Origin of the sequence: Paenibacillus sp. FSL M7-0802 (assembly GCF_038004945.1) — a bacterium.
GTDB classification, from domain to species: Bacteria; Bacillota; Bacilli; order Paenibacillales; family Paenibacillaceae; genus Paenibacillus; species Paenibacillus polymyxa_B.
The window spans coordinates 2279724-2293211 of sequence record NZ_JBBOSD010000001.1 but is presented as its reverse complement, the minus strand read 5'-3'; the positions used below and the strand labels follow the sequence as shown (position 1 = coordinate 2293211).

10 protein-coding genes and 1 riboswitch are annotated in these 13488 nt (G+C 46.7%); of the genes, 7 read left to right on the top strand and 3 right to left on the bottom strand.

The window, feature by feature from the left end; translation table 11 throughout:
• Window positions 1-65: 65 nt before the first annotated feature.
• Window positions 66-175: riboswitch (TPP riboswitch) on the bottom strand.
• A 270-nt stretch (window positions 176-445) separates the two neighbouring features.
• From MHB54_RS10720 to MHB54_RS10695, 6 genes are all read left to right on the top strand, one after another.
• Complete coding sequence (locus MHB54_RS10720; protein ID WP_023986705.1) at window positions 446-880, top strand: pyridoxamine 5'-phosphate oxidase family protein; 435 nt, start codon at window positions 446-448, stop codon at window positions 878-880.
• Window positions 881-1100: 220 nt separating this feature from the next.
• Entirely contained in the window at window positions 1101-3203 is a 2103-nt protein-coding gene (locus MHB54_RS10715; protein ID WP_264454262.1) for a bifunctional 2',3'-cyclic-nucleotide 2'-phosphodiesterase/3'-nucleotidase, read from the top strand.
• 275 nt (window positions 3204-3478) lie between these two features.
• On the top strand, window positions 3479-4540 hold the full coding sequence (locus MHB54_RS10710) for an EAL domain-containing protein (RefSeq protein ID WP_264454261.1): 1062 nt from the start codon (window positions 3479-3481) through the stop codon (window positions 4538-4540).
• Between the two features lie 396 nt (window positions 4541-4936).
• Window positions 4937-5950, top strand: coding sequence for a zinc-dependent alcohol dehydrogenase family protein (locus tag MHB54_RS10705; RefSeq protein WP_053324489.1), 1014 nt, complete (start codon window positions 4937-4939; stop codon window positions 5948-5950).
• Between the two features lie 153 nt (window positions 5951-6103).
• Window positions 6104-7261: an SMP-30/gluconolactonase/LRE family protein gene (locus tag MHB54_RS10700; protein WP_023986709.1), complete on the top strand. Its 1158-nt coding sequence runs from the start codon at window positions 6104-6106 to the stop codon at window positions 7259-7261.
• A gap of 18 nt (window positions 7262-7279) precedes the next feature.
• Entirely contained in the window at window positions 7280-8068 is a 789-nt protein-coding gene (locus MHB54_RS10695; protein WP_075153607.1) for an SDR family oxidoreductase, read from the top strand.
• A 307-nt stretch (window positions 8069-8375) separates the two neighbouring features.
• Here MHB54_RS10695 and MHB54_RS10690 read toward each other — a convergent pair whose 3' ends face one another.
• Window positions 8376-9467, bottom strand: a complete 1092-nt coding sequence (locus MHB54_RS10690; RefSeq protein WP_023986711.1) for a hypothetical protein — start codon at window positions 9465-9467, stop codon at window positions 8376-8378.
• 272 nt (window positions 9468-9739) lie between these two features.
• Between MHB54_RS10690 and MHB54_RS10685 the strand changes: the two genes are divergently transcribed.
• On the top strand, window positions 9740-11437 hold the full coding sequence (locus MHB54_RS10685) for a glycoside hydrolase family 13 protein (RefSeq protein WP_069080464.1): 1698 nt from the start codon (window positions 9740-9742) through the stop codon (window positions 11435-11437).
• Between the two features lie 71 nt (window positions 11438-11508).
• Here the strand turns inward: MHB54_RS10685 and MHB54_RS10680 are convergent, their stop codons facing one another.
• Window positions 11509-12276, bottom strand: coding sequence for an HAD-IIB family hydrolase (locus tag MHB54_RS10680; protein WP_053324493.1), 768 nt, complete (start codon window positions 12274-12276; stop codon window positions 11509-11511).
• A 161-nt stretch (window positions 12277-12437) separates the two neighbouring features.
• Complete coding sequence (pdaA, locus tag MHB54_RS10675) at window positions 12438-13235, bottom strand: delta-lactam-biosynthetic de-N-acetylase (protein WP_023986714.1); 798 nt, start codon at window positions 13233-13235, stop codon at window positions 12438-12440.
• Between the last annotated feature and the right edge of the window lie 253 nt (window positions 13236-13488).

Below are 13488 nucleotides of genomic sequence, written 5' to 3'. Positions count from 1 at the left end.
CCCGAGTTTCCGGGACGCTTGCGCTTGTATATACCAAAGTAAGGGATGGTCCTATGTAAAAAAGGCACATCTTGCTTAAGCATTCCTACGCTGGCATTACCCAGATCAGGTTGTAAGGGTCAGTGTCTTGGGACACACTCTCAGCCGGCCGATTCCAGCACCCCTGGCATTGTATGGTTTAATGGGTTCATTTATTCGGGTTTACTACGACGATTATATGCCTTGAATGCGGGTCTGTCCAGCATGAAGGGAGAGATGACGGTTCATTTGCCGAACCACAGGGTACACTTTTACTGTGAGCTTTGATCTGAAAATGAGCATGAATCAATTCGATTCGATCCGGTCATGTTATTTTCAGAACAGCTACGCAGGTAGGTTCAGATGGGCTGGTGCCCAATGGCGTGGCCGTAGAGAATTCAAATTCGTGAAAAGGAGTTGTTGTACTGTGGGTAAAACGGGAACATTGGATCGCAACCAACTGGAACAAGCCATTGTGAAGGCTTTGGATAACAACAAATTTTGCTCGTTAGGTACGGTAGAGGGTGGCAAACCGAAAGTACGCTATATGGCCCTTTTTAACGATGGAATGAACATTCATCTGGCGACAGATCGCAAAACTCATAAAGTGGATGAGCTAAAGGACAATCCGAATGCTTATCTGCTGCTGGGTTATGAAGTTGGCGGTACGAAGGAAGTCGTAGAAGTGGAGGCTACCGTCCAGATCACAGCTGATGAGGGGCTGCGCAAACAAGTGTGGAACGATTCCTTGAAGGAATGGTTTTCCGGACCGGATGATCCCGATTATGTCATTCTGGATGTGAATCCGACACGCATTGAGTATGTGGGTCAGCAATCTGAGCGCCAAGTGTGGAATAAATAATTAAGAATATAAATGGACAAACCAGTAAATCTCCGAGTTTTTTAGGAGGTTTGCTGGTTTTTATTTTTGAGGAAATTAATTATTTTTTCATAAATAATTTAAGTAAATGACTACTCTTTTATCTGGCGTTGGATTAAAATAGAAATGGTGGGTTCAAGGCTTACGTATATGTGCAAAAGTATGTATATGAGGCATACACCTTAATGAGGAGGGGTATATTTTGTTATTTCGTAAAAATTGGTTTAAAGGGTTTACAGCAGCAGTTGTGGCTTGTAGCATGCTGGTGTTTTCGGCCGCTCCATCCTGGGCAGCTAGCGATTCTCGCGATAGCGCTACGGTGAATTTGCGGATCATGGAAACAACGGATATTCATGCGTCGCTGATGAACTATGATTACTATTCAGACAAAGAAACCAACGAATATGGCTTGATTAGCACAGCCGGACTGATCCAACAGGCGCGTAGTGAAGCAAGAAATAGCATGCTATTCGATAACGGTGATTTATTGCAGGGCAATCCATTAGGCGATTATATGGCCAGAAACAAAACCTTTGAGAAAGAAGGCGGTGTCCATCCTGTCTACAAGATGATGAACCTGATGGGCTATGATGCGGCTACAGTGGGCAACCACGAATTCAACTACGGTCTCAGCTTTCTGGAAAAATCGCTCAAGGGAGCCGATTTTCCTTACGTAAATGCAAATGTGTATATAGACAACGGGGGTCAAGGTACTAAAAATTACTTTACTCCTTATCGGATTCTCGATAAAACGATAACGGATGAGAAGGGTGACAACCATACGCTCAGAGTGGGTGTAATCGGCCTGGTAACTCCTCAAATCATGCAGTGGGATGAAGCCAACTTAAAAGACAAGGTTGTTACGAAGGATATTGTGGAAACGGCGAAAAAGCTTATTCCTCAAATGAAAACGGAAGGTGCTGACATTATTGTTGTGCTTGCGCATACAGGTTATGAGGATGTGCCGCAAACACCAATGATGGAGAATGCCGTTAAATATTTGAGCCAGGTGGACGGAATTAACGCTATTCTGTTTGGGCACGCTCATAAATCTTTCCCCGGCCCCGATTTTAAAGGGATGAGCGGTGTAGACCTGGATAAAGGAACCATTAATGGCGTACCAGCTGTAGAAGCTTCCTCATGGGGCAAGGATCTGGGCATTATTGACCTGAGCCTGGAAAAGAAAAAAAATGAGTGGCACGTAACGAATTCTCAGTCTGAAGTGCGTCCGGTTGTGAGTACCACAAACCAGGTTTTGCAGTTTACTCCTGACTACAAACTGACAGATTCGATCAAGGAAGAGCATAAAGGAACGCTGGATTATATTCGTCAACCTGTCGGAACAACGACTGCACCAATTAACAGCTATTTTGCATTAGTGCAGGACGACCCTTCCATTCAAATAGTAACGAATGCACAGAAATGGTATGTTCAAAACCATCTTAAAGGAACTGAATACGAAAATCTCCCCGTATTGTCGGCAGGCGCTCCATTCAAGGCCGGCGGTCGAAATGGAGCCGAGTATTACACCAACATTCCTGAAGGTACGGTAGCGATTAAAAACGTGTCCGACCTGTATGTGTATCCGAACACGGTTCATGCTGTAGAAGTGACCGGAGCTGAAATTCAGGAATGGCTGGAGTGGTCTGCGGGTCAGTTCAACCGCATTGATCCAAAGCAAACTGAGGAGCAATTGCTGATCAACAAAGATTTCCCAACCTACAATTTTGATGTCATTGACGGTGTGAATTACCAGATTGATGTAACTCAGCCTGCACGATATGATGCCAAGGGAACGATTATTGATTCTTCAGCGCATCGTATCAAGGATCTGCAATACAATGGGAAGGCTATTGATCCTGCGCAGAAATTTATCGTAGCCACCAATAACTATCGTGCTTCCTCATCCAAACTGGCCAACCCTGATGGCAAACGAATTGTGATGGCAGCACCGGATGAAAGTCGCCAGGTCATTATTGACTATATCCGTACGAACGGAACGATTAATCCATCGGCGGATGGCAATTGGTCTATTGCTCCTTTTGGTCAGGCAAAGGTTACTTTCGAGTCCTCTCCTGATGCCAAAGACGTGCTGGCAGGAAATCAACAAATTTCATACTTGAGCAGCGCGGCAGACGGCTTTGCCAAATACAGCTTAAAAGCTGGCGCTAAGCCTAGTGCAGCAACGACTCCTGTAAAGGAAGCTGTGGCTCCCGTGAAAGCAACAGCAAAACCAGCTGTTAAAACGACCAAACCTGCAGCTGTTAAACCAGCTAAAACAACGAAGCCGAAGGCGTCCAAATAACTTCGGATTTTAGTTTCCACTCAATATCAGAATGAAGCAGCAAGTCTCTTTAACCAAGAGATTTGCTGCTTTTTTTGATACCAAAAACAACAGCCCCGAATTTATCATGATTGCAAAAAGTTTTCTGATTTTTGTCGAATATGTACTTAAGTCCTAAGTTGTCGTTAAGAATAAGCTACTTTTTTGTAAAAACACGTAATTATATAGTGCTTTTGTTCTAGTTATTTGTGATATAATGGTGAAAAAACCGGAAAATTGTTCCGAGGAGGACCATTATGACATGCAGCAATTGCAGCATCATATTACCTATTAAGGATCAAGGATTGCTCAGAATTAGGCATTCCAGGGTGTCGCTTACTCCAGCATTAGATGGTTTGGGTATGCTATCGGAACAACTGAAGCAGGAACATGGGCGTGAGGGCAGCATAGAGTTTCGCTTTGACAGCCGTTCAGAGCTGGAACAGTTGGTTAACGGACTGGCTCGTCTGCCGCAGGAATACCTGAACCATATGCAAGTTGTGGTAACGGGCTTGTATTATATCGAAGGATATGAGGACTGGCTTCTATTTAGTCAATTGCAAGCCAGACTGCAACATCCAGATATCGTGAGTATTATTAAGGATCAAAGTTTTTCCAGCCATATGCAGCCTATTGTTGACCACAAGCTGGATATTATCGGGTTTGAGTTTTTGCTGCGTCCGTCACATGCAGAGAGACCTTTTCAGCCTTTCCGGCTGTTTGAAATCGCCCGTGAAGCTGGCTTGCATGCTCATCTGGATCGCTCGGCTCGTATTTCCGCTATTGAAAAAAGTGCAACATGCCTTCCGGCGGGAATTAAACGTTTTATTAACTTTCTCCCTTCCACCATTTATAATCCGGCTTATTGCTTGAATCACACCTTTGAGACGATTGATCGGTTATCCATGAGTACGAAGGATTTTGTATTTGAGGTCGTAGAAACGGAAGAGATAGACGACCTTAATTTTTTGCATCATATCTTTGATCAATATCGCAATCGGGGAGTTTCGGTAGCCCTGGACGATGTGGGGGCAGGTTATTCTACGACAGAGCTTATGAATTGCCTTCAGCCGGATTATGTTAAAATTGACCGCAGTATAATTGACGGCTGTCATAGTAACAGTGATCAGAAGCGGCAAATTACAGGGATTGTAGAATCGGCTTTTCGTTTTGGAGGCCAAGTGTTGGCTGAAGGCGTAGAGCAGATGGAGGATTTTGAATTTTGTCGTGAAGCAGGTGTGTCACTGGCTCAGGGTTATTTGTTTGGCAAGCCGGAGTCTGGTCCGCCCTCCAATTTTATGCTTAGTAGCGTAATATAGTCAGGAACAAATTTAAGTAGACGTAGTTTATAAAAATTGGAGCTTAAATAAGGCTGTGGCATAAGCAAATTCCAATTCTATTGGACAGCGCTTTATCACCATTAATGTAAAAAACGCGAGTTGCAGAGGTTATTTCACCCCTGCAACTCGCGTTTTTTGGTCTGCTTGCCCACCTGAGTAAGTCCTGGACAAGCGAAGCCACCCAGTCTCCAATTTTACTTGGTAAGGAACGTCAAAAGCCCGGAGGCAGTTTACGACCGTTTTTATTTTTAAAGTAAAGATTGACGTCTTGAAGACAATTGGATACAGTGTATTGTATAAGAAACGGTGTTTCTTTCGCAATACACTGTATCCATACTAGGTAAAAAGTTTAACATTACAGGGAGGACAACCAAAATGAAAGCAGTGCAACTGAAAGACGGTTTTGGCTTTGAAGAGTTAACCTTGACGGAACTTGACATACCGGTGCCGGGACGGCTGGAAGTTCTGATCCGCATAAGGGCAGCGTCCCTGAATTACCGTGATTTGGTGATTATCAACGGGCTAATGCCGATCGGCATTCAATTTCCCTTTATTCCGTTATCTGATGGAGCGGGTGAAATTGTAGCTGTGGGCGAAGGGGTGACAAAATTTCAGATTGGACAAAGGGTAGCGGCAAATTTACAACAGAAATTCATTGGCGGGAGCACGAGAGCGGAGGTCTTAAAGGACAGTCTGGGAGGCCCGCTCAGTGGAGTGGCGTCTGAATATATCGTTCTGCATGAAGAAGGGGTCGTCGCCATTCCGGATCACCTTTCTTGGGAGGAGGCTTCCACCTTGCCGATTGCAGCATTAACCGCATGGAGCATGCTGATGGAATCCGGTGGGCTGCGAGCGGGGGATACGGTGCTCTTGCAAGGAACAGGCGGTGTTTCCATCTTTGGGCTTCAATTCTCTCTGATGGCGGGAGCAAGGGTAATTATCACATCGAGCAGCAATGACAAGCTGGAACGGGCAAAGGATCTCGGCGCATGGCAGACAATCAACTATTCGGAAGTTCCCGAGTGGGATAAGGTGGTTCTGGAGCTGACAGACGGCGGAGTCGACCATGTCCTGGATGTAGGGGGAGCGGCAACAATGGCGCAATCCATCAATGCACTTCGTACCGGAGGGACTGTGAACATGGTCGGCTTCTTATCGGGCTTGACTATTCCTGAGTTTGATGTCACCAGCATTTTGCAGAAGGCTGCGACGATTCGCGGCAGCCAAGTCGGTAACCGGGAACATTTCGAAAACATGAATCGTGCCATTTCCCGCCATCGTTTACATCCTGTCATTGACCGGGTATTCCCGCTCAGCCGAATCGGCGAAGCCTTCGCACTTTTGGCTGAAGGAAAACAGTATTTCGGTAAAATCGTCGTTCAAATATAAATGAGCATTTTGCATAAATCCCAAGAGCGATTTCAAATCAGCAATATATAGATCGAAACGGTTTAGTTCGTCTATATAGTGTACTTTCGAGCGTTGGGAATCGAATTATGCAAAATGCTGAAATATTATTCACATCACATAGGAGGCACTCTAATGCCCAGTAAACCCGATTTATCTGTCAAAGATTCTCAAGGAAGAAAGACTAAGAAACCGCGTAAATGGGTACGCAGAACCGGATTATCGCTGTTGGCGGTAATCCTTCTGGGAATGGTTATTCTTATGCTCATCCCTTCCCCTGTCCAGCCTGCAAAATGGCTTGCACCTTCGGCCCCCTCTTTTGAACAAGCGGGTCCATGGCAACAAAACAACAAACTCAGCTCCGCAGAGCTTGTTACAATTGCCCCTAAGTTTCCGGAATTTATCACCTTTGACAAGGAAGGAAATTTATATACGGGAGACTCCGACGGGAAAATTTATAAGGTTGCCTTTGATACAAAGGGCAATCCGCAAAAGGCCCAGCTATATGCAGATACCAAAGGAACGCCCAATGGACTTATGTTTGACGCAAGTGGAAATCTGATCGTTACGGATGTTAAGAAGGGGCTGCTGTCGGTAGATCCTTCCGGAAACGTGACGGTGTTGGCCAATCAAGTCGACGGCACACCGATCTATTTGGCCAACGAGCTGGATATTGCCAAAGATGGTACCATTTATTTTTCTGACACCTCCAATTATGGCAGTGTAGTCTTCAAAGAAATCGCCGAGAACAAGCCACATGGACGTTTGCTGAAATATGATCCGGCGACCAAGCAGACGACAGTTCTGTTGGAAGGCCTTTATTTTGCGAACGGGGTTGCCTTGTCTGCGGACGAAGATTTTGTGCTTGTGGCAGAGTCGTATCACTACCAATTGACCCGATATTGGCTCAAAGGGCCGAAGAAGGGAACTTCGGATATTTTTGCGGATAATCTCGCCGGTTTTCCGGATAACATTACGCGTGATGATCAAGGCCATTTCTGGGTCGGTCTCTTCACGACACGTATTCCCTTTGTAGATCAGATGCATGGAAGCCCATGGCTGGCTGGAATGATGGCCAAATTGCCTCAATCGCTGCTCAGCGGTGCAAGCGCACCTGTGAAGCATGGGCTTGCTATAGAGCTTAATCCGCAGGGTAAACTTATCGGAAGCTGGCATGATCCTGAAGGCTCGCTTTATGGGGTAACCACGGCTGTAAACCATGACGGATATTTATATATAGGTACAGCTCCTGGAGGCAGCCAGGGTGTTCATCGTGTGCTTTTAACCAAATAAGCTTGGGGAGGGTATAATATGATATTGGATGAATTGAGATTATCCTGGAAAGCGAAGGAAAGCCTGGCCGGGAAAGTAGCTTTGGTAACAGGCGCAAGCAGCGGCATTGGGGCATCAATTGCAAAAAAACTGGCAAAGCGAGGCGCGTATGTAGCTGTATTGGCACGCCGTCAGGAGCGATTGGATGAATTGGTTCGCGACTTGAACCAAGAGGAGTTGTACGAGGTCATGGCAATACCTGCCGATATCCAAAAAGCTGAAGACGTACAGCAGGCGGTCCACGCCATTCTTGAACGCTGGGGGCGGCTTGACATTATCGTTGCCAATGCCGGCTTCGGGTATCGAAGCCCACTGGCAGAAGTGGAACTGGAAAGGTGGGAGGAGCTTTACAAGACGAATGTGCACGGTCTTGTTCTGACACTGAAGTACGGACTTCAGCCAATGAGGGAACAGGCCAAGGGGGATGTTGTCATTGTCTCCTCTATTGCAGCGAAGGAAGTGGTTGCCGGAGGAGGACTATACAGCGCTACCAAGTACGGCGTTAGTGCCATAGCCTCCGCATTGCGTTTGGAGACCAGTACGCAAGGAATTCGTGTAACTGCGATTCACCCCGGGGCGGTGGCGACGGAATTTTCGCAGGTGGCCGGATATCCCGAGCAGGAAATTCGGGCGTTTGCTTCGAGCGTTTTGCCGCTGCATCCCGATGATGTTGCAGAAGCTGCCCTTTATGCACTAGAGCAACCGGAGCATGTCAATATTCCAGAGTTGACCATTATGCCTTCGAGGCAGGTCCAGCGGTTCAAATAGAGCGATATTTATTCTGACACAAACCGGGTAACCGGGGATGGTCATCGCCGATGCCGGGTATGGCGGCGAAGAGGACTACAGGCCTTCGCTTGACCATAACCTGCTCAAATGGGTGAGCATGAACCAAAAAGCGCGAGCTACAGGGGGGAATAACCCTTGCACTCGCGCTTTTTTATACTAATGACGAAGCGTGACTGTCCAATAAAGTTTAAAACCAGCTTTGGGACAGCTCCATTTACTATAGAGCAGACCATATTCTGTGAAAATTTTGGCTCCACGTTCGCTCATTCAGTCATCGTGAGCACAGCTATAGTGTAATGACGTATAGCCCCAAGGGTGTGGTTGCGCTCCCTGCAACCATGAAGCTGAGATCATAGCTAGATCTGCCGGGAGGGACGCTGATATCAGCCAATCGGCATACCTTGGTATTATCTCGTAGCAGAGGGATACCATATACACGATCATCCACACGCACAGACCCGGCGAACGCGCCCCCACGTGGATTGGCATAGATTCGTACGATACGTACCTCGTCACTGTCATTAACGATGGGAATCGTCGCGTTGTATATGGTTCCGAATTGTCCGCGATTATCTAGCGCAGGCCCCAGCTCGCTGCGTGCCCCGGTAAACAGCAGATCGGCAGGAGTCTCGCCGTTCAGCTTTTTGGTGGCACACGCCCGGTAGTTGGCGCTTTGCCCGACCACGTACTCTGGCATCCGCGCATTCGTTTCGGAAAAAGACCACACCCCTCGTGGATGCGCCTGTGGTGGAGGTACGGGAGGAAGCGCATCCGTATGAATCTGGCGCAGATCGGTCTGCGTATCCTTGCTGATCACGGTGCGAATCACATAATCCAAGGTACCGTGGCCTTCAGCAAATTCTACTGTGAGGTCATAGATGAATCCGGCCAGCGATCCTTCGGGCAGCTCAAATTCCTCCAGCAGGGCGGTGCTTTTGCCGAATTTATGACGGTCTGCTGGCTTCAGACGTTCCATCGTACCCGCCAAACAGCTTTTGGCAATAGACTGCCCGACATCTATAATCCAGTTGCCGTCCTCAGGCACAATCTTAAGGGCACGTTCAATATGTCGTACTTCTAGTTTAGCGGCGCTTCTGTTCTCTACGGTGATGCCCAGTTTAACAGCGCTGCCGAGTTTGTTATAATGCCAGCCGAAAATGCGATGTTTGACTGTTCGGGTTGTCGTGCGAACCACATCATGCCACAGGGTGGCTTGCTCGGTAGGTACCGTCACGTGGGTAAGCGTCTCCGGGTTATCGCTAAGCATCAGGCGGCGTGTTCCCCCCTCAGTGGCTGACTCCACATCCACATGGATGTTGGGCGGGATCACAGTAGTTTCCACAATCAGATCCTTTGGCTCCTTGGGTCGATGGTTCATGTAAATTCCTCCTTTTATTCAAAAGTGGCACCGCTTTGAGTACATGTATATGGGCAGTTCATAAATATAGGTAACGCCAGGTCCACTTTTACAACCTGTTTTGCAAAATATTTTTTTAAAATAAATCTCCGTAGGTTATAGCGGCTCTGCTAATGCGTCGAAGCAAGCTTACAAGACTCTTGTTCCCCTACACCAACGATTCGCAGACAGGTATTGCGTGTATGTTAAGAGCATAAGCTATTGGATGTACAGAGAAGCTACAGGAGGGAAACATGCCTAGAAAAATATGGTGGAAGGAAGCCGTTGTATATCAGATTTACCCGATCAGTTTTCAGGATTCTGACGGAGACGGTAAAGGAGACTTGCGAGGCATTTTGTCCAGGCTGGATTATTTGTGTGAGCTGGGTATTGATGTAATCTGGATTTGTCCGGTATATAAATCGCCTAATCACGATAACGGATATGATATTAGCGATTATTATGCCATTATGGATGAGTTTGGAACGATGGAGGATTTTGACGAACTGCTTCACCAGGCGCATGAACGAGGCATCAAAATCATGATGGATTTGGTATTAAACCATACATCGGATGAGCATCCGTGGTTTACGGAGTCACGCTCGTCCAAGGATAATCCGAAGCGGGACTACTACATATGGCGAACAGGCAAAAATGGCGGATATCCGAACAACTGGGAATCGTATTTCTCCGGTTCAGTGTGGAAATATGACAAGCTTACAGACGAATATTACATGCATCTATATTCCGAGCATCAGCCAGATCTGAACTGGGAAAATGAAGAGATGGTGGGCGAGCTCTACCGCATGGTGGAATGGTGGCTGAAAAAGGGAGTCGATGGCTTCCGTTTTGACGCCATTGCCCATATTGTCAAAGCGGAGGGGCTGCCGGATGCCGATAATCCTGACAAACGAACCTTGGTACGTGCCTATCAGCTCTTTTCCAATCTAGAACAGGTACATGTACTTCTACGGATGCTGAATGAAAAATTACTGGAGCGTTATCCCTTAATGACAGTTGGCGAAACGTCTGGTTTAGGACCGGAACAGGCGCTTGATTATGTGGGGGACCAGCGGCATGAGCTGAATATGGTTTTCCAGTTTGAACACATGTTTATTGATGCACAAGGGCTAGGGACGGAAAAATGGAAATCCAAGCCGTGGACACTGGTGGAGCTGAAAAAAATAATGAGCAGCTGGCAGACAGTGCTCCATGAGGAAGGATGGAATGCCAATTATCTGAACAATCATGATCAGCCGCGGGCCCTCTCGCGATTTGCTAATGATGGACAATATCGCGTAGAGTCAGCCAAAATGCTGGCAACCTTCACACATATGTTAGAGGGTACGCCTTATATTTATCAAGGTGAGGAAATTGGCATGACCAATATCGCATTCCCGTCAATTGATGATTACCGGGATGTGGAAACATTGAATTATTATGAGCAGCAACGGAAGATCGGTGAGTCTGAGGAACAGATTATGGCGGAGATCTGGCGGAAAAGTCGGGATAATGCGCGTACTCCCATGCAATGGAATGCTGGCCCTTCAGCCGGATTTACCGATGGAGAGCCGTGGATGAAGATTAATGATAACTACACGCACATTAATGCAGAGGCAGAAAGAAATAATCCGGACTCGATTTTCCACTATTATCGCAAGTTGATTGCTCTGCGCAAACAACATGAGGTCATAGTCTATGGCGAATACAAGCTGCTGTTGCCGCTAGATACGGAGCTGTATGTATTCACTCGTTTGCTGGGAGAAGAGCGTTTGCTGGTCATTTTGAATTTCTTTGATCGTGATCCGGTGTACCACTGGCCCGAGGAGGACTTTCCTGTTGCTAAAGCGAAGTTGCTGCTGTCCAACTACGAGCCGGTACAAGGGGAACAACTGCACGCCTTGAAGCTGCGCCCCTATGAAGCCCGAGTGTATAAGCTAAGCGTGCAATAGGCGTTGCTATCTGTAGAATGGTAAAAGGAAGGGAAGGTTCATAGAGAGACCTTCCCTTTCTTGGCGTTTGGCTAAATGGTAACTGTTTCAGCCAACTCACGTATTTTGGCGATAATCAGGTCTTCTTGATTTTCCCCCTCATTAGGGATCGATTCAGTCGCGAAGGCAGCCAGTTCAGCATGTTGATGAATCATGACAGCATGGTGTGCCTCCCTGAACATCGGTATATCATTCGCATCATTGCCGAAGGCGATAAATTGACGGGGCTGCACACCAAGCTTCTGAAGTGCGTTCCATTTATGGATATTTTGCGGGCTGATGTCCAGCACTTGTTCATTACGGTGTTGATGGATGACCACGCCGAGCGGCGAAAGCTTGGCGGCCAGCTCATCCATATCGTCAGCAGTTAAAATGAGCATTTTTACGATGGATTTCAGGGAAGCCAAAGGCAGCTTTTGCGCCAACTTGCTGATATCCACATTGTTGAGTATAGGATGATCAGCTGCACCCGTATATGCATAATCCCACTCGCTGTCAATCAGGTAGGTGGTTTGGTGTTCCTCCAGTAGTGCGAGCAAGGCATTCTTCACATCTGGTAAAAAGGATTCCACGTGAGTTATACTGCCTTGTTGGGAGATCATAGAGCCGTTGCCACCAATCAGAGCATAGGTGTGAAAGCGTTTAGGAAGTACGGGTAACATGTCGCGAATCGGCCGTGCCGAGGCAAAAATGACTTCATGTCCCGATCGGGACAATTGTTCCAGACAGCTTGCGATCTTATCCGACACACACTGACCCTTAAAGCAAATCGTTCCATCCAGATCAAATACAAAATGCATGATATACCTCCAAAAAATAGTGCTTTCCAATTCATTTCTTACAGTCATTATATCCATTACCTTCCTTGGTCGTAAACTAAAAAGCCCGATTCACACTGGCTGCCATGGGCAGGTGTAGATCGGGCTCATTATGATATCGACTCATTAAATTCAGTTACTATTTAGTGATAATGTTTCACCTTAAGGTCGTCTAGACTTTTAAACTCATACCCTTGCTTGCGAGCCTCGTCGATGATAGAAGCAAGCGCCTCGGCATTGTCCTTGGATACGGAATGAAGCAGAATAACCGCACCAGGATGGAGCTGACGCATGACTTGACGATAGGCATAGTCCGTTCCTTGCTGAATATTTGTGTCCCAGTCCTTGTAAGCTACAGACCAGAATACGCTCGTATATCCGGCTTCTCGACAGGAAGCCAATGCTTTTTCACTAAAAATGCCGCGAGGCGGCCGGACATATTTCATTTCTTTTTGCCCGGTTAGCTCTGCCGATGCATTTCGTACCCGATCCAGCTCAGACCGGATCTCTGCCGAAGAAATGGTGCTCATATCAGGATGGCTCCATGAATGGTTTCCGATAATATGACCCTCACTTGCCATGCGTCGCATCAAAGCAGGCTGGTCTTTTACAAAATGCCCTGTCACAAAGAAGGCGGCTGGGACCTTTTTGGCCTTCAATACATCCAGCACTTTCGGAGTATACCCATTCTCATAGCCGTTGTCGAATGTGAGAAATAATTCTTTTTTAGTCGTATCTCCCAGAAAGATGCCACCTTGTCTTTCGATCAGGTGCATAAAGCCTTCTTGTGCGATAGAAGGCAGCTCCCCTCCCTTACTTTTTTTAAATCCAAAATGATAAGGCTGTCCGTCAACAGTCTGAGTAGCCCATGCGGGTTCCGCCGTAACTGCCAACATTCCCATAACTGCAACGCATAGCCACAAGGTAAATATTCGCTTCATCTATGTTCCTCCGCTTCCGTCCCGTTCGGGTAAGGTGTGTATGCTTCGGCATATTTCATACCATCTGCAATATCATGCTGATTTATGCAAGGACATGGACTAACCAGACTCAAAACACATATTGACATGAATATTAAATCGAAGTAGTATACTTTATAAAACTTACTAGAATACTCGGATTTAATTCGATCGTTCATGCCAAAGAAAAGCAATCAGCTCAGAGACATCTTACATACTTGTGAGAACGGAAGGA

Bases quoted from the DNA above. Each gene is read 5' to 3' on its own strand.
- MHB54_RS10710 (WP_264454261.1), top strand. From the start codon at position 3,479: ATGACATGCAGCAATTGCAGCATCATATTACCTATTAAGGATCAAGGA.
- MHB54_RS10705 (WP_053324489.1), top strand. From the start codon at position 4,937: ATGAAAGCAGTGCAACTGAAAGACGGTTTTGGCTTTGAAGAGTTAACC.
- MHB54_RS10700 (WP_023986709.1), top strand. From the start codon at position 6,104: ATGCCCAGTAAACCCGATTTATCTGTCAAAGATTCTCAAGGAAGAAAG.
- MHB54_RS10695 (WP_075153607.1), top strand. From the start codon at position 7,280: ATGATATTGGATGAATTGAGATTATCCTGGAAAGCGAAGGAAAGCCTG.
- MHB54_RS10690 (WP_023986711.1), bottom strand. From the start codon at position 9,467: ATGAACCATCGACCCAAGGAGCCAAAGGATCTGATTGTGGAAACTACT.
- MHB54_RS10685 (WP_069080464.1), top strand. From the start codon at position 9,740: ATGCCTAGAAAAATATGGTGGAAGGAAGCCGTTGTATATCAGATTTAC.
- MHB54_RS10680 (WP_053324493.1), bottom strand. From the start codon at position 12,276: ATGCATTTTGTATTTGATCTGGATGGAACGATTTGCTTTAAGGGTCAG.
- pdaA (WP_023986714.1), bottom strand. From the start codon at position 13,235: ATGAAGCGAATATTTACCTTGTGGCTATGCGTTGCAGTTATGGGAATG.